The organism is Natrinema soli, from assembly GCF_028618695.1.
The window spans coordinates 1-23,577 of record NZ_JAQIVI010000413.1; the positions used below are offsets into that span (position 1 = coordinate 1).

Genomic DNA, 23,577 nt, shown 5'->3' on the forward strand with positions numbered 1-23,577 from the left:
AGGCGCTGGGTGCCGCCACCGCCGGGGAGGATCCCGAGGCCGACTTCCGGGAACCCGACCGTTGCGTCCGGCGTCGCGACGCGCAGATCACAGGCGAGCGAGACTTCGAGGCCGCCGCCGAAGGCGTAGCCGTCGATCGCGGCGATCGTCGGCTTGGTGAGATCCGCGACGTCGTTGTACAGTCCCTGGCCGTAGTTCGTCAGGTACTCGAGCGCGTCGACCCGATCGAACTCGGCGAACGCCTCGATGTCGCCGCCGGCGATGTACGAGTCGCCCTTTCCCCGGAGGATGACGACCCTGATACCGTCGTTCGCGTCGATATCGTTGAGACGGTCGCGAAGCGCGGTCCGCGTTTCCCGATCCATTGCGTTCCGCTTATCCGGATTGTTGACGGTCAGCGTGGCTATTCGATCCGAAACGTCGAGCAAGACCTTCTCGGACATCAGTGGCCCTACGACCGATCGCTAGTTAGTCGTTAGCATTGGCAGTAGTACGGCTTGGCAGCCGCGAGACGAGCGGCCGAAATTCCGACTACCGGTGCCTATAAGTTTTCTTCCCGAAAACCACTTGGTATGGACTTCGAGCTCAGCGATGAGCAGCGACTCATCAGAAGCGAGATTCAGGACCTCTGCGACCAGTTCGGCGACGAGTACTGGCGCGAAAAGGACATGCAACACGAATTCGGGTGGGAGTTCTACGAGGAGTTCGCCGACGGCGGCTGGTGCGGCGTCACGATTCCGGAGGAGTACGGCGGACAGGGGTACGGCGTCCAGGAGGCGAGCATCATCCAGCAGGAGATCGCCCGCTCCGGCGCTGCGATGGCCGGCACGTCGATCACGTCACACCACGTCTTCAGCGCCGCGCCGCTGGTGGAGTACGGATCGGACGACCACAAGGAACGGTACCTGCCGGAGATCGCCGACGGATCGGTCATGGTCTGTACGGGCGTCACGGAACCGAACGCGGGGACCGATACGTCGCAGATCGAGACGTTCGCGGAGCGAGACGGCGACGAATACGTCGTGAACGGCCAGAAGATCTGGACCTCGAAGGCACAGGAAGCGGACGTCATCATGCTCCTCGTGCGGACGCAACCGCGCGAGTCGAACGACCGGTTCGGCGGCCTCACGCTGTTTTTCACCGAGTTCAACAAGGACATGGACAGCGTCGACGTGAGCGAGATACCGAAGGCCGGTCGCGGTGCGGCGGATTCGAACGAGGTCTGGTTCGACGACTTCCGCGTTCCGGCCGCCGATCGAATCGGTGAGGAAGGGAAGGGATTCAAATACCTGCTCTCGTTCGCGAACTCAGAACGGATCAGCATCGCTGCGAACGCTGTCGGGACCGGACAGGCCGCACTCGAGACGGCCGCATCGTACGCCAGAGAGCGCGAAGTCTTCGACAACTCCATCGGCACCTATCAGGCGATTCAACATCCACTCGCGGACTCGTGGACCAAACTGACGCAGGCCGAACTGATGATTCGGAAGGCCGCGTGGCTGTACGACAACGACAAGAATTCCGGGCCGGAGGCCAACGCCGTCAAACTCCGCGCGAGCGAGGACGCGATCGAGGCCTGCGAGCGCGCCGTTCGGGTTCACGGCGGAATGGGGTACGCGAAGGAGTACGACGTGGAGCGATACTGGCGCGAAGTCATGATCAACGTGCTCGCACCGATCTCGAACGAGATGGTCAAAAACTACATCGCACAGCACGTCCTCGATCTCCCGCGCTCTTACTGAGTCGGTTTCGGCGACCGCGTTTTTTCGGCGCATGACGTGCTGCCGGTCGTGTGGTTGGTTTCCCGTCCTCGAGCGGTAACAGGACTTCGAGCGGGAAGAACCTCGAGCGCCAACAGGCCTCGAGCGGTATAGCACCGTGAACGATAGCAGAACGCCGCTTACGGACGCTCAACTCTCCTCGTCGGCCGCACGCCGTCGAACGATGTTGTGCGAGATGACCGACATCACTTCGTCTCCGTCGTCGTTGTAGACCCGGCGCTTGAAGTCGACGTAGCCGCGATCAGGGCGGCTGTCGCTCGGTGTCTTCTCGAGTATCTCCGCGCGGACGGTGAGCGTGTCGCCGGGACGAACCGGCGCGTTCCACCGAAGTTCGTCCATGCCGCTCCCGCCCATGTTTTCGATTTCGCTGAGGCAGTCGTCGACGGTCAGCCGGGTGGCGAGACTGAGCGTGTGCAGTCCGCTGGCGACCAACCCGCCGAACATCGAGTCCTCGGCCGCCGCTTCGTCGACGTGAAACGGCTGCGGATCGAACTGTTCCGCGAACGAGACGATCTCCGATTTCGTCACCGTGTGCGTTCCGCTCTCGAACGTCTCTCCTTCGTGCAAGTCTTCGAATAGCTTCGGCATGGACGGGGAGACGAAAGCGACCAATAAATAGCTAGCGGCGCTTCCGTCGTCGGATTCGAATCGCCGGACCGCCTACCGCCCCTGAAACTCCGGCTCCCGGTTCTCGAGGAACGCTGCCATCGCCTCTTGTTGATCGTACGTGTCGAAACAGGCGGCGATCGTCTCGAGGCTGTGATCGATACCCGATTCGACGCCGTTCGATCGGAGCGCCCGAAAGACCTGCGTCTGCCACTGGATGATGCGCGGACTCTTGCTCGCCAGCGTCTCGACGAGGTCGGCGACGGTCTCGTCGTACGCCTCGGGCGCGACCGCCCGATTGACTAACCCAAGTTCCTCGGCTTCCAGCCCGGAGACCGGCTCGCCCGTGTAGACGATCTCTTTTGCGGCCTGAAGGCCGACCAGTCGAACGAGGAGTCCGCCCTGGATACCGGTGACGAGCCCCGCGTCGATCTCCGGGAGCCCGAGCGCGGCGTCCTCGGTCGCGACGCGAAAGTCACACGACATCGCGAGCTCGAGCCCGCCGCCGAGCGCGTACTCGCCGCACCGACAGACGGTGACCGCGTCGAGGTTCCGGACCCCTTGCATGAGTTCGTACAGGTTCGTCAGCATCGCCCGCGCTTCGGAAACGGAGTAGTCCTTCACCTCGTCGAGTTTCAGGCCGGCGGTCAGTCCGCCGACGCCGTCGTCGGTATCGGGGCCGATAGTGAGGACGGAAACGTCGTCGGGAACGGATTCGACCCGGTCGCGGAGGGTGACGATCGCGTCGGGAGAGAACAGGTTCAGGTCGCCGAAGTCCAGTCGAAGATGGGCGACGCTGTTCAGGTCGGTATCGGGCTCGAGGGTTACGGCCATGCACACGAGTTCACGGGAGACCGACGTTAACCTTTGTGCCGCGGTCACGTGAGTCGTGGATGGACGGACGGTGATCGCAGCGTCGTCGGCCCATTCGGGCGACCCGAGGGGTGATCGCAGCGTGTACTGGCCGCACCCTCCCGACGCCCGACCGAACGGGACACAGTAATTATTGCTACGGCTACCGTGGTCTCCATCGTATGTCATCATTTCACAAGGTATCGGTGACGACGGCCGAGGCGAACGACAGCGTCGCCCGCGTCTCGCTCGACAACGAGGCCCAGCACAACACGCTCGATCTCCGGACGATCCAGGAGTTAGACGACGCGTTCATGGCGGCCGACCGCGACGCGGAGATCGACGCGATCGTCCTCGGGACGACCGGTGACGTCTTCTGCTCGGGAGCCGACCTCGGCGACCTGACCGAGATGGCGTTCGAGGAGGGAACGCGCTGGATGAGTCAGTACTTCGAGACGATCGACGTGCTCAGGGACACGGGCAAGCCCACGGTCGCCGCCATCGAAGGGATTTGCGCCGCGGGCGGCAACGAACTCGCGATGGGGTGTGACCTGATCGTCGCGGGCGAATCGGCCAGGTTCGGGCAGCCCGAAGTCGGCGTCGGCTCGACCGCCGCCGGCGGCGGCGTGCAACTGCTCCCGCTGCTCGTCGGTGAGAAACGGGCGCGAGAGATGCTGCTGCTCGGGGAGATGTACCCCGCATCGCAGATGCAAGAGTGGGGACTGGTCAACCGCGTCGTCGACGACGGGTCCGCTCGAGACGAGGCGGTCTCTCTCGCGAACGATATCGTCTCCACCAAAAGCCCGCAGGCGTACCGCGCCATCAAGACGATCATGAAGACCTGGACGAACATCGGCATGGTCAATCAGGAGATGGCTCGAGACATGACGGCCGCGGTCTGGGACTCCGAGGAGTTCCGCGACCGCGCCGAGGCGTTCGTCGACAGGGAGGACCAGACCCCGCGATCGTTCACCGGATCGCAACCCGTGGACGGGGAGTGACGCCGCGGCCGTATTCGGGTTCGAACGACGCATCTTCGGCGTCGGGTTCCCGTTCGATCGCAATCGTTATGCGGTGTGTTGTCATTGATGAAGAGCATGCGTGGACTCAGCGACAAGCGCGTCATCGTCACCGGGAGCGGCCGCGGTATCGGTCGCGGTATCGCACGGCGACTCGCCGAGGAGGGCGCGGTCGTCGTGGTGAACGACATCGACGAAGCGAACGCCGACGAAACGGTCTCGTTGATCGAAGCGGACGGCGGCGAGGCCGTCACCGGGATCGCCGACGTGATGGATGTCGACGCCGTCGAAGAGATGGTTTCGGAAGCGGTCGACGAACTCGGCGGCGTCGACGTGCTCGTCAACAACGCCGGCTGGGACCGCATCGAGTGGTTCGTCGACCAGGATCCCGAAATCTGGGACCGCCTGATAGATATCAATCTCACGGGACAGATCAACTGTTCGCGGGCCGTCGCCGACCACTTCGTCGAGTCGGGAACTGAGGGCTCCATCGTGAACATCTCGTCGGACGCCGGACGCGTGGGGAGTTCCGGCGAAGCGGTGTACGCCGGCTGTAAAGGCGGCGTCATCGCGTTCACCAAGACGCTCGCACGGGAGCTGGCCCGAAACGACGTGAACTGCAACGTCATCGCGCCCGGTCCCGCGGATACGCCGCTCGTCGCAGAGATGCGAGAGGACTCCGAACTGGGGGACAAAATCCTCGGCAGCGTGGCGGACCAGATCCCCCTCGGACGGATGGCCGAACCGGAAGACATCGCGGGTGCCGTCGCGTTCATGGCGTCGGACGACGCGGCGTTCGTCACCGGTCAGGTGCTGAGCGTCTCCGGCGGGCTCACGATGGTCGGGTAGGTTACTCGCCCCGGAACTCGGGTTCTCGTTTCTCGTCGAACGCGGCGATGGCCTCCGCGTGGTCGTCCGTTTCGCGACACTCGCCGAGCGCCTCGATCGCGTGCTCGAGCCCCGTCTCCATGTTGATGTCGTGGGCCTCGTTGACGAGCTGTTTCGCGTTCCCGAGCGCTACGGTGGGCCCGTCCGCCAGCTCGCGGGCCCGGTCGAAGGCGACCTCTCGAGTGCGCTCGGCGTCTCCATCGACGACCGTCGAGGCGATTCCCAGTTCCTTGGCCTCCGTCCCGGAGATGCGACGACCGGAGAAGATCAGGTCCTTGGCGACCTCTTCGCCGACGAGACGGGGAAGCATGTACGCGCCGCCGTCCCCCGGCGACAGCCCCACGTTCACGTACGATTGGCTCAGCTCGGCGTCGGCTCGGACCACTCGGATGTCACAGCCCAGCGCGAGATCCATCCCCGCTCCCATCGCGTAGCCGTTGACGCCGCCGACGACGGGAAGCGGCGCGCGTCGGAGCGCCTTGAGCACGCGCTGTGCTCGGTGGACGGTATCCAGCGCCTCCGGCGTCGATTCCGAGAGCCCGCCTTCGTCGCCGAGGTCGACTCCGGCGCAGAACGCCCTGTCACCGGCGGCCGTGAACAGGATCGCACGGACGTCGTCGTCCGCCTCGAACGACCGAATCGCGTCGTGTAACTCCTCGAGGACGCGAGGGGTGAACGCGTTCAGACTCTCCGGCCGTTCGATTCGCATGCGACCGACTCCTTCCGTAACCGTGGCAGTAACTACGTCATCGGACATGAGAGAGTCCACGGAACGTCGGGGAATAACGTTTTCCCTCGATCGCGGTCGCTGTCCTACCGGGCCGTCGTCTCGAACTCGAGAGGTGCTCGTGCACTGTCCCGCGTCGCGGTGAGTCGTGACGCACACCGACGGCGGCGTAACAGATATGGGTCCGGTCGCAGAACGGTACACCGTGATAATTGATACCACCCCCTCCCTCCGGATGTGGCGGGATATCGTCCACGAGTTCATGGACGAGAAGATCGGCGTCGAGTACTGCCGGAAGTGCTACGCGAACCGGGAGTACCCACACCGGATCTACGACGGCGTCGTCGAAAACGACTGGATCGGGTTGCTCGTCCCGGAGGAGTACGGCGGGCAGGGCGGCGATATGATCGAACAGGTGATGAACCACCTCGTACGATACAGACACGCACACCATGACAACCACTGAGTCAGCAGCGCGACTCCCGCTGTCCGGCATCACCGTCGTCGAACTCGGCAACCTCGTCGCGGCACCCTTCACCGGACTCATGCTCGGCGATCTCGGTGCCGAAGTGATCAAGGTCGAACGGCCCGGAACCGGCGACGTGATTCGCCAGTCCGGCGACTCCGGCGACGCGATCTTTACCGCGCTCAACCGGAACAAACGCAGCGCGACGATCAATCTCCAGAGCGACGCCGGACGCGAGGCCTACCACGAACTCGTCGCGGCGGCCGACATCGTCGTCGAGAACCTCCGACCCGGCGTCACCGAACGACTGGGTATCGGGTACGACGCGCTCAGCGACGAGCGCGACGACCTGATTTACGTCTCCATCGCCGGCTTCCTGCAGGGCGGCCCGTACGAGGACCGGCCAGGTATGGACGTCGTCGGCCAGGCCATGTCGGGGATGATGCGAATGACCGGCCAGCCGGGCGGAAAGCCGCTTCGAGCGGGAACGTCGGTGATCGACATCGGAACCGGCGTCTACGGTGCGTTCGGGGCGATGCTGGCGCTGTGGATGCGCGAAACGACCGGGACGGGTCAGAAGATCGACGCCGGGCTCTTCGAAACGGCCTCCCACTGGAGCCACTACTGGACGATCTTCGCGCAGCTCTTCGGCGACCATCCGCCGCTCGGCTCCTCCCATCCCGCGTTCGGTCTCTACGACGTGTTCGAGACCGAACCGGACGAGTGGCTCTTTGCCGGCGTCATCACCGAACGCCACTGGCCGGCGTTTTGCGAGGCCATCGACGCACCGGAGTTGCTCGCGGACGAGCGCTTCGAGACGAACGAGGGCCGACAGGAGAACGACGACGTTCTCTACGATTCGATTCAGGAGACACTTCGCGGTCGGGACCGGTCGACGGTAGTCGACGCACTACTAGATGCGGGCGTCCCGGCGGCTCCCGTCAATCATCCGTCGGAACTGCTCGACGATCCGCACCTGACTGCACTGGACCTCCTCGTGGAGACCCAGTCGGACGACGACGAAACGGTTCAGGCGATACTCACGCCGTTGGCGGGGACTGACATCGGCGTCTCGCACCGCCGAGACCCTCCGAAGCTCGGCGAAAACACGGCGGCCGTTTTCGAATCGCTCGGGCTGAGCGATCGGTACGCCGAACTCGAGGCGAACGGCGCGTTCGGCGACGAGTCGGCGAATAACGAGTGAGGCGGGGTCGTCCGAGGACTGAATCGGACGAGCAGTTCCAGCGGTGAACGCGTGCCGTCGATCGAGAGTTACGACCTACTCATCGTCGCGATCGTACGTCTCGATCGTCTCGTCGTCGGGCTCCCAGCCGACGAACGCGGTCTCCGGACGCAACGAGAGCGCGTCGATGACGACGGCAGTGCCGAGGTAGTGGCCGACCAGCGACGCGATACCCGCGATCGTCTCGTCGTCGAAGTGGTCGCCGATCTCCTCGTGTGCCTCGTCGTCGACCGCCCGTCTCGCGGCGAGTTTCGCGTACTCGAGCAACGCGCTATCCGCGGGGTCGAACTCGTCGACGCGGTCGGTGCCGATCGCTCTGATCTCCTCGTGCTCGACGCCGACGTCTCGAGCGAGTCCGACGTGCTGGTGCCACTCGTACTCGTTTTCCAGTTCTCGAGCGATGGCCAGAATAACCAGCTCGACGTCCCGCGAGGCGAGGCCGGCGTGTTCCCACAGCGCGGTCCCGTGGCGCATGTACGTCTGGAGAACGGGCGGGTTGGATCCGATCGCCTGCAGCAATTCGAGTTCGCCGAGCGCGTCTTCGCTCAGGAGATACTGATACTCCGCCGGGAGATCCGACTGTCGCGGGAGCGGGATGCGAGCCATATCTGAGAGGGGCCGCAAATCGACTTAGTTCTTCGGTCCCGACCGGGAGAGGGCCGGTTGATGCCAGGGACGGACGCGGGTCCGTGTCTGTCACTTCCGGAATGGCTGCGGGTCCCCGTCACCTCGCTACGGCCCGGTTCCGGTCCCGGTCCACTACTGGATGACGCCGTCCTCGCGAAGCTGGGAGAGTTCGTCCGCCGAGTAGCCGTGGCGCTCGAGGATCGAGTCGGTACTCTCTCCCAACTGCTGGGGTGCGACCTCGAGTCGGGTTCCGAGCTGGGCGAAGTGGACGGGTTGATCGATCACGTCCGCGTCCTCCCGGTCGTCGCGTTCCATGATCTGATGGAGTTCGCGCTGTTTCACGTGTTCGTCCTCCCAGACCGTTTTCGTATCGTAAATCGGGCCGGCGGGGACGGTCTCCGCGTGAAGCCGATCGAGCCAGTACTCGATCGGTTCCGATTCCAGAATCGGTTCGAGGATGTCGTCCAGTTCCTTCCGGTTTTCGACCCGGTCGTCCATCGTGGCGAACCGATCGTCTTCGAGCAGTTCCGGGCGCTCGAGCGCCCGGCAGAAGCCGCGCCAGAAGTCCGGCGTCCCCGCTGCGATGATGATCGGCCCGTCGGCGCAGTCGTACTTTCCGAAGGGGACGATCGACGGGTGGTGCGTGCCGAGGCGAGGGAACGGCTCGTCGTAGCCGAACGTGTAGCCGGCGCGAGCGGTGAGCCAGGTGATGGCGGCGTCTAACATGGGAACCTCGATCCACTCGCCGTCGATGCGGCCTCGCTCTCGAGCGTACAGCGCGGCGAGAACGCTCTGGCTGGCGTAGGAACCGGCGATGAGATCGCCGCTGGGAAGCCCCGACCACAGCGGTTCCCCGCCTTCTTCGCCGGTGATGCTCATGATCCCGCTCATTCCCTGGATCAGCATGTCCCACGCCGGTAGGTCTTCGTACGGGCTGTCGCGGCCGAATCCGGAGATCGAACAGTAGATGAGTTGTGGATTCAGTTCGGCCACGGTCTCGTACCCGAGTCCGAACGAGTCGGCGCGTCCCGGTTTCGTGCTCTCGATGAACACGTCGGCGTCGGCGACGAGCCGTTGGGCCGCTTCCTGCCCCGCGTCGCTCTTGAGGTCGATGGCGACGCTGTACTTGTTCCGATTCAGGGTATCGAAGTAGGCGGGCGTGGGCTGAATGTCCCGACTCCGATCGCCGCGTCCGACCGCTTCGATCTTGATCACTTCCGCGCCGAGGTCGCCGAGGGCCATCGTCGCGAACGGACCGGCTGCGACCTGGGTCAGATCGACGACGGTGATTCCGTCCAGTGGTAACACGTCCGTTTCAGGGGACTTCGCTGCCTCCATACCTGTCCCTACTCTTGATCTGGGGTAAGTGTTTGGGAACGACACCTACTGGTCGTCGAGTCGGACCCGTGATACCGACGGGTGGGCGGATAGACGGCTGGTCGGGATATCCGATCGGCCACGTCACTGCCGGCGGAAACCTGTGTCCGAGAGGAAGCAAGCCTGTATCCGAAAAGAAGCGTCGGCTATCGCTCCGCGAGTTCGAACTGGTACAGCTGCTGGTCGCCGCGTTCCTCCCAGAGCAGCTCTACCGAGTCGCCGACGGAGACGTCCGCCGGCTGGGCGAGGACGTTCGCCATCACCGTCACGTCGGCCCCCATCGCGACGAGCGCGACGACGTACGGCGTCTCCCCCTCGAACGCCTCCGTCGGAGCGCGGTGGACGACGGTGAACGATTCGACGGTTCCGCTCCCGTCCAGTTCGACTTCTTCGGACGCCGTGTGCCAGCAGTTCGGGCAGGCGGCCGCCGGGTAGAATCGCTCGTGTCCGCAGTCGGTACATCGCTGGACGACGAACCGCCCGTCGTTGCAGGCGTCCCAGAATCGGGTCGTGTCTTCCGACGGCGTCGGAACGGGTTTGTCGGCCATTTCACCACGCCTCCATGAGCAGCGTCGCGTTCGTAGACAGGACGCCGCCGACGCCGTGAGCGAGCGCGAGGTCGGCGTCCACCTGCGTCTCCGCGGCGTCCCCTCTGATCTGCCGTGCGGCCTCGAGAATGTGGAAGACGCCCGCGCCGGCGTAGGAGAGTTCCCCGCCGTGCGTGTTCACCGGTAGTTCGCCGTCGGTCGTGATCCCCCGCTCGCGGACGAACGAGCCGCTTTCGCCGTTCTCGCAGAAGCCGAGATCCTCGAGGAGGAGGAGCGGCGTGATCGTAAAGCAGTCGTACAACTGCGCGACGTCGACGTCGTCGGGGGTTCGATCGGCCATCTCGAACGCCGTCGTCCCGCTCGCTGCCGCTGGTGTCTCCAGCAAGTCGTCGCGTCGGTGGATGTACTCCGACCCGTGTCCCTCCCCGTACCCGGTCAGCTCGACCGGGGCTCGCGTCTCCGCGGCCGCATCGGCCGAGGAAACGACGACGGCACCGGCACAGTCGCTGATCAACGCGCACTCGAGTTTGTGCAGCGGCGACGAAATCAGCCCCGAGGAGAGGACGTCGTCGACGTCGATCGGTTCGGTGTGCTGTCCGGCCCCGCGCATCGACGCGTGTTCGCGGCAGGCGACCGCGACCGTCGCGAGCTCTTCCGCGGTCGTTCCGTACGTCGCCATGTGCTTCTGTGCGAGCAGCGCGTACATCGACGGCACCAGCGGCCCGAACGGGTTCTCGAATTCGGGGTGGCCGACCTCCGTCGCGAGGCTGCTGACCCCGTCGTCGCCCTTCGCGAATCCCGTTTGCCGATTGTCACCGAACGCGACGACGACGTTTTCACACTGGCCCTGTCGGACGGCGTTCGCAGCGTGACAGACCCCGACGAACGGCGTCGCCCCGCCGAGTCGAAGGCTCTCGTTGTACGTGAGATTCAATCCCAGGTAATCGGCGACGACCGTGCTGTGCATCAGCTTCGGATCGACGAGCGAGTACCCGGTGACGAGTCCGTCGATATCCGCTTTCTCGAGGCCGGCGTCGTCGACCGCCTCGAGACAGGCGCTCGCGTAGAGATTGATCGAGTCCATATCCGGCGTCTTCCCGATCGGCGATTCGCCGATACCGGTCACTGCGACCCGCTGTGTCGAACCCATGTACTGGTACCCGCCACAGATCTACATAATTCTTGTTGAAGCGAGCGCCTCGGTCGCGAAAAACGGGGCCAGAGCGGTCGTTCCGATCGACCCGTGGTCGCGACACCGCCGATCCCCTCAGTTACTCGTCGTCGGCGTACTGGACCATCTTCCGATGGTCCCAGACGACACAGACGTCGTCGTCCTGATTGGAAACGGTCGTCCGGAGCGTGACGACGCCGCCTTTCTCCTTCTCCTCGAGGTCGGTGACTTCCTGGACCGTTCGAACGGTATCGCCCGGGAAAACGGGGGTCGGGAACCGCATGTTGTCGATCCCGTAGAGGCCGACGACGGTCCCCTCCGTGTAGCCGATCTGCGTCGTCAGCCCGAGCCCGATACTGAACACGAGCGGGCCGTGGGCGATCCGAGAGCCGAAGATCGTCTCCTCGGCGTACTCCTCGCTGACGTGTATCTCGTTGTAGTCACCCGAGAGACCCGCGAAGGACGTCACGTCGGCCTCGGTGATCGTCCGGGTTCTCGATTCGAACGTTTCTCCGATCTCGAATTCCTCGAAGTATTTGCCGCTCATCTACGCGTCGACTCTCGCGGGGAGAGGGTATAGACCTTGGTGTGACTGTTTAAACCTTGGTGCGACTGTTCCGTCGCCCGTCACTGTGCGATGGGCTGCGGCCGAAGTGATACTGACGAGTAAGAAGTGATAACCCATTGCGTCACGTGGATCGAATCGTTCGCATGCAACCACTGAGAGGAATTGACGTGCTTGACTTTACCCAGTCGATCGCTGGCCCCATCTGTACCCAGTCGCTGGCCGTCCTGGGAGCAAACGTTGTGAAGGTCGAACCGCCCGAAGGAGACGCCTTCAGGCCTCTTATCGAGGGATCGATGTTCGCGTCGTGCAACCGCGGAAAGCGAAGTATCAGTCTCGATCTGAAAAGCGAGCCGGGACGGGCGATCGCTCGCGACCTCGCGGCCGACGCGGACGTCGTCGTCGAGAGCTTCCGACCGGGGGTGATGGAGCGCTTCGGCCTCGGATACGAGGATCTCAGCGCGGCAAACGACGATATCGTCTACTGCTCGATCACCGGGTTCGGGCAGGACGGACCGTACGAGGAGTATCCGGCCTACGACCCGGTCGCACAGGCGATGTCCGGCCTCATGAGCGTCACCGGTCCCACCGACGGCGACCCGGTTCGAGTCGGAACGAGTGCGATCGATTACTCGACCGGGCTGACCGGCGCGATGCTCGTCATGGGCGGGTTGATCGGCGACGGATCGGAGAGCGGGACCCACATCGACCTCTCGTTGTTTGACGTCGCCACGACGTGGATGGGGTACTGGGTCGCCCACTATACGTCGACCGACGAACTCCCCGAACGCGCTGGGGCAGGTCTCCACGGGATGGCACCGTACGGTATTTTCGAGGCCGGAGACGGACAGCCGTTTTACCTCGCGACGGCCTCGGAGAAACTGTACGGCCGACTCTGTGATACCCTCGAGCGGCCGGACCTGCTCGAGGACGAGCGCTTCGGGACCGCCGAGGACCGATGGGAGAACCGCGACGTTCTTCGGGCGGAACTCGAGTCCGAGTTCGGTGAGTTCGACCGTCGGGAACTCGTCGAATCGCTGGCCGAGTCCGGCGTTCCCGTCGGACCGCTTCAGTCCATCGACGAACTGGTCGACGACGACCCCCACGCCGACCACCGGGGCCTGTTCGTCGAGACGTACAATCAGCACCTCGAGACCGAGTGTCGGACGACGCGAATGCCGTTTCGCTTCGCCGATCGCTCGCTCGAGCCCGCATCGTCGCCGCCGCGAAACGGCGAACACACGCGAGCCGTCCTCGGCGAGAACGGCTACGATGAGGAGACGATCACCGAGCTACTGGCTGCGGGTGTCCTGGGAGAATCAGCGTAGTTCGGTCTCGCCAACGGTGCTGCCCGTTCATCGGCCGCCGTTTGAAACGAGTATACCCCCGATCACTGGCCGAGAGATCGGCTCGAGTCGCCTCGGAAACGGCCGCACTCCGCTCGCGATGCTGTCGATTCGTTTCCTCGAGACACGATCGGAACGGGAGAGACCGCTCCGTGCGAATCGGCACGGATCACTGTCGACGGAGTACTGTCGATCGACGGACGGTCGACGCGTTCGTCTCGCAGTACTCCGGCGGACGTATCCGATGATCCGTACTCGAAAAAAGAAGGATCCTCAGGCGGGAGTGGCCGTTGCTGACTCCTGACGTTCCAGATAATGGAACGCGACGACAACGAGGACCGCCAGAACGAATCCCCCCATCTGGATGGTGGACGTTCCCCAGAACATGATGGCGACCAGTACGCCCACTCCGACGGCTTTGATGCCGCCGGAGACGTACTTGTTGTAGTCGATGTCGAAGTGGATGATGGTGACGATCGCGATGAACGTTACGAGCAGGTAGATGAACGTCAACGGTGTATCACTGCCCCACTGAGCGATGCTCGGGTGGTAGATGATCGTGTACGGGAGGATGAACAGCGGCGCTCCCATGATCATCGCCTTCTTCGCTACCTGGGTGAAATCGGCTTCGGCGATGCCGCTGGCGATAACGGCCGCGAGTGCGACCGGTGGCGTGATCGCGGACAGGATCGCGAAGTAGAACACGAACAGGTGCGTGTTGAACACCGAGATGCCGAGGTCCCCGACGGCCGGCGCGACGAACACCACGACGACGACGTACGCGGCGACGGTCGGCATCCCCAGGCCGAACATGATCGACAGGATCATCGCCACGAGGAGCAGCGGGAAGAGGAGTTCTCCCGAGAGACCCAACATGAGGAACGACAGTTCCTGTACGATGTTTCCGCTGCCGAGCATACTGACGAAGATCGCGATCGCGCCGAGGACGACCATGATCTCCGCGCTGGCTATCGCACCCTTCTGGAGGCCGACCAGCAAGTTACGACCGTAATCTCGGAGCGCAGTTCGTCGGTCGCTCATGAGGATCATGTTCCAGACGAGCTGGAGTCCGATGAGGGAGATGACCGAGTGGAAGCCAGCGGTAAGCGGTCCCGTCTGGCGGATTCCGAGATCGTAGATGAGGATCAGTACGGACGCGAGCAGGGGCAAGTAGACGTACCACGGTTGGTTCGCTGCTTGTGTCGTCTCCAGGATCTGCTCCTCGTCTGCGTCCGAATTATTGAGATCGTACCCTTTACTGACGTAGTAGACGGTAATCGACACGGTGAGGTAAAAGATGATCGCCGGGAGCAACGCCCCCACGACGACGTCGAGGTAGCTGATATTCAGGAAGGAGGCCATGACGAACGCCGAGGCCCCCATGATCGGAGGAAGGACCTGGCCGCCCGACGAGGCGTTCGATTCGATGGCCGCAGCGGTCTCGCCGTCCATCCCGTAACTCTTCATCAGCGGAATCGTCACGGCACCCGTCGTCGCGGTGTTGGCCGCTGCACTGCCCGAGATCGACCCCATGACGAAACTCGTCACGACCGCCAGTTGCGGCACGCCGGACTGCAGGTGTTTGTTCATCCGTCTCCCGAAGTCGATGGCCAGTTGCAGCGCACCGAACTCGATCAGGAGACTCGCGTAGACGAGGAAGATGACGATCCACTGCGCGCCGACGCCGGGGAGGAATCCGAAGAGTCCGATGTCGAACACGAGGGAGGATCGCTCGAGGACTCGAGCGAGTGAGATGCTGCTGTGACCGAACGTCCCGGGAATGTACGAACCGAACATCGCGTATCCGACCGACAGAACGACGATTCCGGAGACGAAGAACCCGTATCTGAGGTACGTGAAGAGGAGTATTAATACGATTAATGTGAGCGCGAACATGTACTCCATCTGCGTGTAGTTGAGGATCCGTGACAACATCTCGGAGTACGTCGTCACGAAATAGTACGTGATGTAGAGCAGCAACGCTGACGTGGCTACCTTCGCGACGAACAGCACCTTACCGGTGACCGCATCCAGGTCGGCTTCGACCAGCTGGACCATCAAAAACACCGACAGGCACAGCGAGATGATGGTATGCTGGTCGCTATTTACGAGATACGTATACCCGTACGCGACGTGATAGACCGAGAAGACGAGTGCGCTGAGGGTGAGTAACAGCCACTGCGCGTTCTCGAGAGTAAAATTCAGTGCCGGTAACTGGTCCCCTTTCTCTTCTAAACTCAGTCCCTGATCGGAGGATGTGTTCGACATAATTGGAGAGTGAAGGGACTGCCACTTATCCTTCGATCAGGTCTTCGTTCCAGAGATCGTTTTCCTGGTACCACTCGACCGCACCCGGATGGACCGGCGACTGCGTGAGCCCCTCTACCGCGTACTCTTCGTTGAACAGTCCGAGCGCGTCGTGGACCTCCTGTATCTCGTCTACGTTGCTGAACGATATCTCACAGAACTCCTTGACGAGATCGTTGCTGAGGTCCGGGTGAACGTACCACTGGTACGGCGCCGTCGGCGATTGGACTGTGTCGATGTTCGTTTCGAACCCGAAGGCCTCGTTGACCGGCACCTCGGTGACGTTGAGGTACGGGTCCTCTTCGATCGTCGAAAGCTGGTCGTCGCTGAACTCGAGGACTCGCAGGCTGTCCATACTGTTCAGCTGTTCGGCCCACCCGGGAAGCGACGTCCCGCTCGCCATCACGTACGTGTATGCGGCATCGACTCGACCTTCCTCGAGCGCGAAGGGAACGTCCGACCAATCGCCCTGGGTGAGCTCGATGTCTTCGTAGAGCCCGACGCTGTCGAAGGGAATCGCACCGACGAAGCGGGACCCGGCAGCGCCGTTGTGAACGGTCTTTCCCGCTAAGTCATCGATCGATTGGATGCTATCGTCCATCGTCACCCAGAACGGGCGGATATCGGCGATCGCCATGACCTGTTGTGGGACGGTCGGAATGGTGTTGTCACCGCCGAACTGGGCACCCGGTCGACTCTCCTCGTTGTAAGAGGCCATCCCCATCGCACTCGTCCCCCGAGTGATGTGGTTCTCACCCGCGGCACAGAGCCTGTACGCCTCTTCCGATCCACCAGTCGTATTGAGGGTCAGGGTGATATCCGTGTCTGCGTTCTCGAAAAGCTGGGCCCACCCGCTGGCTTTTATATACCCGATCGTCCCCTCCCGCGTAATCCCGAAACTCCAATCGGTGGTGTCACTCTCAACGCTACTGTCACCGTTTCCGCCACCGATACAGCCCGCTAACCCTGCTAACCCCGCTACACCTGCGGCCGCCATAAAGCGCCGTCTGTTGTACGACATCCGTGTCATGATAACCCAATCCAACCCGTATATACTTATCTGTATATATCATGCATATTCCACGAGAATAGAACTGGACCGATGAGAAATCAACGACCTCCTCAGCCGAACGGCACCACCCGTCGGCCGATTTTGAGTTACTTCGTCCGAGTGAAATGCGGGAGAAGAGACTCAGACGGTCTGCTGTCACTGTGCCCCGGCGCACCCGCATGGGGTCGCGGCTGCGTCGGAACTTACTGACAGTCGTTCGTCTCCACTGTCCGACCATCAGTAGGACTTCGGCAGCCCCAGTTCTCGCTCGGCGATGAAGGTCTTCGCCAGCTCGTTGGAGACGGGGCCGATCTGGAAAAAGCGAGCATCCCGCCACAATCGATTGATATCGTACTCCTCGGTCACCGACCAGCCGCCAAACGTCTGCATTCCGTGGTTCGCCGCCTCGTATGCGGCGTTCGATGTCGCGACTTTTGCCGAATTCGCAGCGATCCCGACATCGCTGCCGTCGCGGTCGTAGATGTCAGCCGCCCGCAAGACCTGTAGCCATGCACCCGTGGAATTTACCTTCGCCTCGGCGAGCGGGAGCTGAATGGCCTGGTTCTTTCCGATCGGTCGGTCGAACACTTCGCGTTCGGCGGCGTACTCCGACGCAAGTTTGATCGCGAGCTCGGCGGCGCCGGCGAGACCGGCCGAAAGGGTAATTCGCTCGACGTTCAGGAGATCGAGGACGTGGTACCAGCCGCGTCCGCGTTCGCCGATGAGGTGATCCGCAGCGACCTCGACATCGTCCAGGAAAAACTGTGTCGTCGTCTCCGTCCGTATCGCGACTTTGTCGATAGGCGTTATCGTCACGCCGTCCGCGTCGGTCGGAACCATGAACAGGGAAATTCCCCGGCTTGGGTTCGCTTCGTCCCTCGAGGCCGTCCTCGCGACGACGAGAACGTGATCCGCGATATCGGCACCGGAGATGAAGACTTTCTCTCCGTTCAGTTCCCACCCGGAATCGGTTTCCGTCGCGCGTGTCTTCATCCGGAGCGCGTCGAACCCTGCGCCGGGTTCGGTGATCGCGAAGGCCGGAATCGACTCGCCCGTAACGATGTCCTCGAGGAACAACTCGCGCTGTCGCTCGTTCGTGTAGTTCGCGAGTACTTCCCCGACGAACATCGTCCGCGCGATCGGAAGGACCGGAACGAGGCCGGCGTTCGACTCCGCCATCTGCTTCAACATGATCGCGGCGTCCTGTAGGCTCGAGTCGGAGCCGCCGTCGGCTTCCGGGAGCGTCATACTCACCCACCCTGCCCGAGCGGCGTCCGTCCAGAACGACCACGGGAATTCGTGGTCGATGTCGTGGATCCGCCAGTACTCGCGATCGTAGTCGCTCATCAGCTCGGCGACCGATCGCCGAATCAGTTGCTGCTCCTCGGAATACTCGAAGTCCATGGCTGTGTTTTCTCTACGACGCTATATCAAACCGCTAGCCCGTCTCCCGGATGCGGTTAAAACGGTCCATCCGCCCTGCCTGTGGGCAGTCCCGGAGCGCGGCTGGGAACTCGTCTACCGCTTCGTATTCTCGCCCATCCGTCTCGGTGAACTCCTCGAGGACTCCGGACAGGCTCGAGGTCAGCTTCGCTTCCGGAAATCCGCCAGCGGTCATCGGTCATGGTAACTCGGCTTCGGGTCATTTCCGGCTAACCGTGGTACCAATTCACATATCCAGATATAAGCGTTTCTCACGTAAGTTGACAGGTCGCGTTTCGACCGCCGATTCGAGCGCAGATGAGTTCCCCGTCGAACGATGCCTGCTCCTCATTCTCTTCCCCTCGTATTATTCCAGATACTCGTTTATAGTATTTATTGCAACACTTATGGTCGTCGCTCGTGTCCGTTGAGCTATCCGCTATGATCGGGGAAGACACAGTCCTGACGGACGAGGAAGAGACGTATCTGGCCGACGCGATAACCACCCTCGAGACCGAGGTGTTCGTCGACGGGCTCGGACACGACCACTTCCGGGCGCTCGACGAGAACGACGGCTCTCGCGAGGAGTGGCAGGAGTACGTCAGCCGAATGGGGGACGCCGGCTTCAACGCGATCTCGGTTCCCGAAGCGCACGGCGGTCCGGGCGGGACGATCATCGAGACGGTGCTGGCCGAACAGGCGATCGGCTACTGCGGCAATATCGTCCACGCCTGCCAGACGTCGCTGACGCAACACGTCGGGCGCACGATGTACGAACACGGGAATCAACACATCAGGGAGGCCTATCTCGAGCCGATGGCCGCGGGCGACCTCGTCGTGGCGCAGGCCTACACGGAACCCCGGAGCGGGACCGATCTCGCCCATCTCGAGACCGACGCCGAGAAGGACGGGGACGAGTGGGTGATCAACGGCGAGAAGCGATTCATCGACTTCGCGCCCTACGCCGACTTCTACTTCACGCCCGTGCGTACGAGTGGTGACGACGGCGACCGCGAGGGTGTCTCGATCATCGTGATCGATCGCGATACCGACGGTATCGAACTCCTTCAGGATCAGTCCGATTGGCACGGCTTCCGGGGAACCGGAGCGTCGTGGATGCGGTTCGACGACGTCCGCGTGCCCGAGGCAAACCTCGTCGGAAACGAGGGCGAGGCGTGGTCGTACATCACCGACGAGCTCAACCTCGAACACCTGACCGTCGCCCGCTACTGTCTCGGGGCGAGTCAGCAAGCACTCGAGATCGCCGCCAACTACACCGCCAACCGAGAGGTCAACGAACGGCCGGTCTCGCGGTACCAGGCCGTCAACCACAAGGTCGCCGAGATGGTGACGAAGCTCGACGGGGCGTACCTTCTCAACACCCGTGCAGCCCGGATTATGGACGATCGCGGCGTCTCCGCCGGCCGGATGGAGAGCGCGATGGCGAAATGGCTCGGTAACGAACTGGCCCACGAAATCGCCGACACCTGTATCCAGATCATGGGCGGAATCGGGACGACCACGTCGTATCCGGTCGAGCAGACCCAGCGCGACGTCCGCGCTGGCAGGTTCATGGGCGGTGCGACCGAGGTCATGAAGAGCGTCGTCCAACACGACGCCTACAAACTGCTTCTGGACGAGGAGTTCGACGCCGAGCTCGTCGGCAACGAACGCGAGGGGCTCCCCTGGTTGAACGAAGACGAGCAGCCGGCACAGATCGCGGACGAGTAGCAGCGATCGATCACACCGCAGCCGAATCGCAACGATCGATCGCATCGCTCGCACGGGGAAGCCGTGGGCTGTCAAACGTGACGCCGAAGCGCCGACTCATCGAGTCACACTGTCCTGTCACTCGACGATCTCGTTCAACAGGCCACCGGGTTCGGTCTTCGACCGCGGCGCTCCCTCGAGCAGGTCGTCAAACTCGGCCGCGAGGGCGGACGGACTCCAGCCCCGTTCGGTCGTCAGTGATCGATCCAGTTCGGGATCGGTGACGGTGAAGACGGTATCGCCGCCGATCGCGAACGTCCACCCGGTGACATCGGTCGCGTCGTCGGACAGCAACACGATGGGCAACGCGACCACCTTTTCGGGGCCCAGTTCGTCTCGCGGCAGTCGCTCGAGAACGTCGTCCGGAACGTTCGCATCGAGCATTCTGGTGATCGCTGCCGGCATCATCGCGTTGACGCGGACGTTGTACTGATGGAGTTCGCGGGCGGCCGTTCGAGTGAGCCCGAGCACGCCCGCCTTCGCCGCGGAGTAGTTGAGCTGTGCGGGACTCCCTCTGGACGACGCCGACGACACCGAAACGAACGAGCGTTGGGTCTCGAGGCCCTCGGAATTGCTGCGCTGGCGCCAGTGACTTCCCAGATGGTGAATGAGGTTGAAGTGACCGGTAAGGTGGACATCCGTCACCGCGCTCCAGTCTTCCGGGTCCATATTGAACAGCATGTCATCCCGAAGGAAGCCGGCGTAGTTGACCGCGCCGTCGATGCGACCGTACGCCGCGACCGTTTCCTCGACGAGCGAGCCGACGTACTCGTAGTCCGTGATGTCTCCAAAACTCGCCGTCGCCTCGCCGCCGTCCTCGGTGATTTCGTCGACGACGTCGCGAAGCGGTTCCTCGTTCGCCCCCTCGCCGTGGGGCTCCGAACCGAGGTCGCTGACGACGACGCTCGCTCCCAGCTCGGCCATCTGAACCGCCGTTTCGCGCCCGAGGCCGCTGGCACCGCCGGTAACGATGACCACCTTGCCGTCGATCATCACGGCTCACCCCGGTAGTCGACGTTCTCCTCGACGACGTCCCAGATGCCGCGGGCCATCGGCTCACGGGCCTCCTCGTTGAGGTGGCCCACGAGTCCCGCCGAACGAGAGACCAGCGCGATTCCGCGAGCGACGAGCGGATCGAGACCGAGTTCGGACACTCCGACGCCGATCGCTCCCGTCGCATTGATCAGCGGACGGGACCCGAACTGCTCTTCGGCCGCGTCCTGAACGTCGTGGATAAACTCGAGGTATGGACCGTCCATCCCTTCGGCCTCGAGGATGTCGAAGATTCGCTCGGTCCGCGGGTCGGTCGGGTCGTGTTCGGGGTGTCCGAATCCCGGCAAGCGATCGTGCGCGGCGACGATATCGCGTGCAACGGCATCGCTCGGCTCGCCGTCGTCGATCCGCGAGACGCCGTCCTGAACCATTTCCGCGACGTCCTGCATCGATCCGAGGAACGTCTTTCCCGCGCCGAGCAGACCGCTCGCGACCGCACCCTGTACCGCCTCCGGCGCGGAGTCGTACGTGAGCCGCGCCGCGATCACGCTCGGAGTGATTCCGTGTTCGACGACCGTGACCAGGAGCGTGTTGAACACTCGAGACTCCGAGTCGGTCGGCATCTCGCCCGTCAGCTGGAAGTAGAAGAACTCGCCGAAATCGAGGGTTCCCATCAGCTCCTCCGTGAGATCCGCCCCTCTGACGGTGATACGCTGCTCGTCCGACGTCGCTATCGATGTTTGCAAGGGTTTCTCACCCATGCGAAGAGCGTCTCCGAACTGCGGCTTATATCTACTCCCCGCGGAACTCCGGGTCGCGGTCCTCGAAGAACGCGTCGACGCCTTCGCGGTGGTCTCGAGGCGACTGGAGTATGACGTTCCGTTCGTGACAGCCTTTCATCCGACCGATGTCGCCGCCTGCACAGAACGCACTGCCGGCGCCCGACAACACGACGCAGTGGACGTCAGGATCGCGCTCGACCAGTTTCGAGGACGTCCGACAGACGCTCGACCAGGGCGTCGTTCAGCGCGTTGTACTTGTCCGGGCGGTTCAACTCGACGCGTGCCGGACCGCTGGTCACGTTCAGAAGAACGGGTTCGTCAGTCATTGCGCCTCGCCGCCGTCTCGGAGCCGGTTTCGTTTTATCTTGCCGGTTATCGTCTTCGGCAGGTCGTCGACGAACTCGATCTCGCGGGGATACTGGAAGCGGGCCAGATTCGATTTAACGTGTTCCTGAAGCTCTTCGACCAGGTCGCCGGACGGTCGGACGCCCGCCGCCGGCTCGAGGACGGCTTTGACGATGTTCGTCCGCTCGGCGTCGGGAACGCCGACGACCGCCGCCTCCTTTACCGCCGGATGGGCGTTCAGGCTGGATTCGACTTCCGCCGGACTGATCCGATAGCCGGAACTGATGATCATGTCGTCCCTCCGGCCGAGGTACCAGACGTAACCGTCGTCGTCGATTCTCGCCGAATCGCCGGTCCGATGCCACCGGCCCTCTCTGACGGCCTCCGTCTCCGCCGGTCTGTCGAAGTATTCGAGAGACATGGTCGGGTTGTCGTCCGTCGCGACCGCCAGTTCGCCCGCCTCGCCCGCGGGGAGTTCGTTCCCGTCGTCGTCGAGGATCGTCACCTCGCAGCCCGGCAGCGGCTTGCCGAGCGCGCCGAGCTTCTCCGCTCGCTCGTCGCCGAGGGGCGGATATCCGACGCTGTAACACTCGGTCTGCCCGTAGCCGAGCGTCCCGAACGCGTCGAAGCGCTCCTCGGCCCACTCGAGCATATCGGGCGTGACGCGCTCTCCGCCCGCCGAAACGACGCGAAGGGAGAGATCGTACGAATCGATGGTCTCGCGGGGCAGATCCATCATCTGCCGGAGGGCCGTCGGCGCAGTGACGAAGATCGTCACGCCGTAGGCCTCGAGTAACGCCAGCGCCCGCTCCGGATCGAACTTGCCGTCGTACTTCACGATGGGCATCCCGAGCGTCCACGCCTCGAGCAGGTTCGCGAAGCCGCCCGCCCAGGCGAGGTCTCCCGAGTGCCAGAGGAGATCGGTCTCGTGGAAGTCGCGCATGTACTGGCCGACGTACCGGTGTCCCAGGGCGTACCGGTGGGCGTGGAGGACGCCTTTCGGATCGCCGGTCGTTCCGGACGTGTAGAACAGCTGCGCCGGATCGGCCGGCGACGTCTCGACGGGATCGAACGAACTCGAGCGATCGGCGAGCAGCTCCGCGAACGGAATCGGCCGGTCGTCGAGAGCGGGTCCGGTATCGGTCTCTGATCCATCGTCGGAAGCGACTCCGTGCCCGTCGTCGCCCCGAACGACGACGACATCGAGCGACTCGGGAGCGTCTATTTCCGCGAGTTTCTCGAGGCCGCACTCGTCGGTGACGATGAGTTCGGGTGATGCGTCCCGCAGGCGATCCGCGATCCCGTCGGGCGCGAACAGGTGATACAGCGGCATGTTGATCGCACCGAGCTTGTGACCGGCCAGCGTCACGATCAGGGATTCGGGAAGCGTCGGGAGGAAGATCGCGACGATATCCTCGCGGTCGATCCCGCGGTCGCGAAACGCGTTCGCGCACCGATTCGATAGCCGAGAGAGTTCGTGGAACGTGTATGACTCCGCATCGCCAGCGGCGTTCTCCCAGTAGAGAGCCACGGCGGACCGATCGGTCGCCCACCGATCGCAGACGGCCTCCGCCATGTTGTACGTCTCCGGAATCTCCCACTCGAACGACTCGTAGACGGCGTCGTAGCGACCCGGTTCCAGCTGTCGGAGATCGGACGCGTTCCCGGTCATTAGGGGCCCACCTCCGACG

The 23,577-nt window shown here is 63.2% G+C and carries 25 protein-coding genes; 7 read left to right on the top strand and 18 right to left on the bottom strand.

What is annotated here, in order from left to right:
• Positions 1-443: enoyl-CoA hydratase/isomerase family protein (locus PGX04_RS22325; protein WP_273740509.1), on the bottom strand; the 443-nt coding region annotated here is incomplete at its 3' end.
• Between the two features lie 129 nt (positions 444-572).
• Between PGX04_RS22325 and PGX04_RS22330 the strand changes: the two genes are divergently transcribed.
• Positions 573-1,742 (top strand): acyl-CoA dehydrogenase family protein, encoded by a 1,170-nt coding sequence (locus tag PGX04_RS22330; RefSeq protein WP_273740511.1) that lies wholly within the window; start codon positions 573-575, stop codon positions 1,740-1,742.
• Between the two features lie 168 nt (positions 1,743-1,910).
• On the opposite strand, the gene PGX04_RS22335 is transcribed toward PGX04_RS22330, so the two are convergent.
• Complete coding sequence (locus PGX04_RS22335; protein ID WP_273740512.1) at positions 1,911-2,369, bottom strand: MaoC family dehydratase; 459 nt, start codon at positions 2,367-2,369, stop codon at positions 1,911-1,913.
• Between the two features lie 72 nt (positions 2,370-2,441).
• The gene (locus tag PGX04_RS22340; protein ID WP_273740513.1) at positions 2,442-3,221 is read right to left on the bottom strand and encodes an enoyl-CoA hydratase/isomerase family protein; all 780 of its coding nucleotides are present in this window, start codon (positions 3,219-3,221) and stop codon (positions 2,442-2,444) included.
• A 200-nt stretch (positions 3,222-3,421) separates the two neighbouring features.
• Between PGX04_RS22340 and PGX04_RS22345 the strand changes: the two genes are divergently transcribed.
• Both PGX04_RS22345 and PGX04_RS22350 read left to right on the top strand, forming a co-directional pair.
• On the top strand, positions 3,422-4,240 hold the full coding sequence (locus PGX04_RS22345; protein ID WP_273740514.1) for an enoyl-CoA hydratase/isomerase family protein: 819 nt from the start codon (positions 3,422-3,424) through the stop codon (positions 4,238-4,240).
• A 96-nt stretch (positions 4,241-4,336) separates the two neighbouring features.
• Complete coding sequence (locus PGX04_RS22350) at positions 4,337-5,107, top strand: SDR family NAD(P)-dependent oxidoreductase (protein WP_273740515.1); 771 nt, start codon at positions 4,337-4,339, stop codon at positions 5,105-5,107.
• Between the two features lies 1 nt (position 5,108).
• Here PGX04_RS22350 and PGX04_RS22355 read toward each other — a convergent pair whose 3' ends face one another.
• Complete coding sequence (locus PGX04_RS22355; protein ID WP_273740516.1) at positions 5,109-5,903, bottom strand: enoyl-CoA hydratase/isomerase family protein; 795 nt, start codon at positions 5,901-5,903, stop codon at positions 5,109-5,111.
• A 175-nt stretch (positions 5,904-6,078) separates the two neighbouring features.
• On the opposite strand from PGX04_RS22355, the gene PGX04_RS22360 reads away from it, so the two are divergent.
• Positions 6,079-6,339, top strand: a complete 261-nt coding sequence (locus PGX04_RS22360) for an acyl-CoA dehydrogenase family protein (protein ID WP_273740517.1) — start codon at positions 6,079-6,081, stop codon at positions 6,337-6,339.
• Positions 6,326-7,543: a CaiB/BaiF CoA transferase family protein gene (locus tag PGX04_RS22365; RefSeq protein ID WP_273740518.1), complete on the top strand. Its 1,218-nt coding sequence runs from the start codon at positions 6,326-6,328 to the stop codon at positions 7,541-7,543. Before PGX04_RS22360 ends, PGX04_RS22365 begins: the two co-directional genes overlap by 14 nt.
• A gap of 75 nt (positions 7,544-7,618) precedes the next feature.
• On the opposite strand, the gene PGX04_RS22370 is transcribed toward PGX04_RS22365, so the two are convergent.
• The 5 genes from PGX04_RS22370 to PGX04_RS22390 all read right to left on the bottom strand — a co-directional run bounded on the left by PGX04_RS22370 (position 7,619) and on the right by PGX04_RS22390 (position 11,852).
• Positions 7,619-8,188, bottom strand: a complete 570-nt coding sequence (locus PGX04_RS22370; protein WP_273740519.1) for a carboxymuconolactone decarboxylase family protein — start codon at positions 8,186-8,188, stop codon at positions 7,619-7,621.
• A 153-nt stretch (positions 8,189-8,341) separates the two neighbouring features.
• Positions 8,342-9,547, bottom strand: a complete 1,206-nt coding sequence (locus tag PGX04_RS22375; RefSeq protein ID WP_273740520.1) for a CaiB/BaiF CoA transferase family protein — start codon at positions 9,545-9,547, stop codon at positions 8,342-8,344.
• A 185-nt stretch (positions 9,548-9,732) separates the two neighbouring features.
• On the bottom strand, positions 9,733-10,134 hold the full coding sequence (locus PGX04_RS22380; RefSeq protein WP_273740521.1) for a Zn-ribbon domain-containing OB-fold protein: 402 nt from the start codon (positions 10,132-10,134) through the stop codon (positions 9,733-9,735).
• Between the two features lies 1 nt (position 10,135).
• The gene (locus PGX04_RS22385; RefSeq protein ID WP_273740522.1) at positions 10,136-11,284 is read right to left on the bottom strand and encodes a thiolase C-terminal domain-containing protein; all 1,149 of its coding nucleotides are present in this window, start codon (positions 11,282-11,284) and stop codon (positions 10,136-10,138) included.
• Positions 11,285-11,405: 121 nt separating this feature from the next.
• Positions 11,406-11,852: a MaoC/PaaZ C-terminal domain-containing protein gene (locus PGX04_RS22390; protein WP_273740523.1), complete on the bottom strand. Its 447-nt coding sequence runs from the start codon at positions 11,850-11,852 to the stop codon at positions 11,406-11,408.
• Positions 11,853-12,016: 164 nt separating this feature from the next.
• Here PGX04_RS22390 and PGX04_RS22395 point away from each other — a divergent pair, with 164 nt between their 5' ends.
• Positions 12,017-13,198, top strand: a complete 1,182-nt coding sequence (locus PGX04_RS22395) for a CaiB/BaiF CoA transferase family protein (RefSeq protein WP_273740524.1) — start codon at positions 12,017-12,019, stop codon at positions 13,196-13,198.
• 291 nt (positions 13,199-13,489) lie between these two features.
• Here PGX04_RS22395 and PGX04_RS22400 read toward each other — a convergent pair whose 3' ends face one another.
• The 4 genes from PGX04_RS22400 to PGX04_RS22415 all read right to left on the bottom strand — a co-directional run bounded on the left by PGX04_RS22400 (position 13,490) and on the right by PGX04_RS22415 (position 18,192).
• Positions 13,490-15,484 (bottom strand): TRAP transporter permease, encoded by a 1,995-nt coding sequence (locus tag PGX04_RS22400; protein ID WP_273740525.1) that lies wholly within the window; start codon positions 15,482-15,484, stop codon positions 13,490-13,492.
• Positions 15,485-15,509: 25 nt separating this feature from the next.
• Positions 15,510-16,553: a TAXI family TRAP transporter solute-binding subunit gene (locus PGX04_RS22405; protein WP_273740526.1), complete on the bottom strand. Its 1,044-nt coding sequence runs from the start codon at positions 16,551-16,553 to the stop codon at positions 15,510-15,512.
• Positions 16,554-16,811: 258 nt separating this feature from the next.
• Positions 16,812-17,978, bottom strand: a complete 1,167-nt coding sequence (locus PGX04_RS22410; protein ID WP_273740527.1) for an acyl-CoA dehydrogenase family protein — start codon at positions 17,976-17,978, stop codon at positions 16,812-16,814.
• A gap of 34 nt (positions 17,979-18,012) precedes the next feature.
• Positions 18,013-18,192: a hypothetical protein gene (locus PGX04_RS22415; protein ID WP_273740528.1), complete on the bottom strand. Its 180-nt coding sequence runs from the start codon at positions 18,190-18,192 to the stop codon at positions 18,013-18,015.
• Positions 18,193-18,437: 245 nt separating this feature from the next.
• On the opposite strand from PGX04_RS22415, the gene PGX04_RS22420 reads away from it, so the two are divergent.
• Positions 18,438-19,727 carry an acyl-CoA dehydrogenase family protein gene (locus PGX04_RS22420; RefSeq protein WP_273740529.1) on the top strand — a complete coding sequence of 430 codons (1,290 nt, stop codon included), beginning with the start codon at positions 18,438-18,440 and terminating at the stop codon, positions 19,725-19,727.
• 117 nt (positions 19,728-19,844) lie between these two features.
• On the opposite strand, the gene PGX04_RS22425 is transcribed toward PGX04_RS22420, so the two are convergent.
• From PGX04_RS22425 to PGX04_RS22445, 5 genes are read right to left on the bottom strand one after another with little or no spacing between them, the layout of a single operon-like run.
• Entirely contained in the window at positions 19,845-20,759 is a 915-nt protein-coding gene (locus PGX04_RS22425; protein WP_273740530.1) for an SDR family NAD(P)-dependent oxidoreductase, read from the bottom strand.
• Entirely contained in the window at positions 20,759-21,520 is a 762-nt protein-coding gene (locus PGX04_RS22430; RefSeq protein WP_273740531.1) for a citryl-CoA lyase, read from the bottom strand. The genes PGX04_RS22425 and PGX04_RS22430 overlap by 1 nt, the downstream gene beginning before the upstream one ends.
• Positions 21,521-21,551: 31 nt before the next feature.
• The gene (locus tag PGX04_RS22435; RefSeq protein WP_273740532.1) at positions 21,552-21,710 is read right to left on the bottom strand and encodes a hypothetical protein; all 159 of its coding nucleotides are present in this window, start codon (positions 21,708-21,710) and stop codon (positions 21,552-21,554) included.
• Between the two features lie 13 nt (positions 21,711-21,723).
• Positions 21,724-21,867 carry a hypothetical protein gene (locus PGX04_RS22440; protein ID WP_273740533.1) on the bottom strand — a complete coding sequence of 48 codons (144 nt, stop codon included), beginning with the start codon at positions 21,865-21,867 and terminating at the stop codon, positions 21,724-21,726.
• The gene (locus PGX04_RS22445; protein WP_273740534.1) at positions 21,864-23,558 is read right to left on the bottom strand and encodes an acetate--CoA ligase; all 1,695 of its coding nucleotides are present in this window, start codon (positions 23,556-23,558) and stop codon (positions 21,864-21,866) included. Before PGX04_RS22445 ends, PGX04_RS22440 begins: the two co-directional genes overlap by 4 nt.
• Positions 23,559-23,577: the final 19 nt, after the last annotated feature.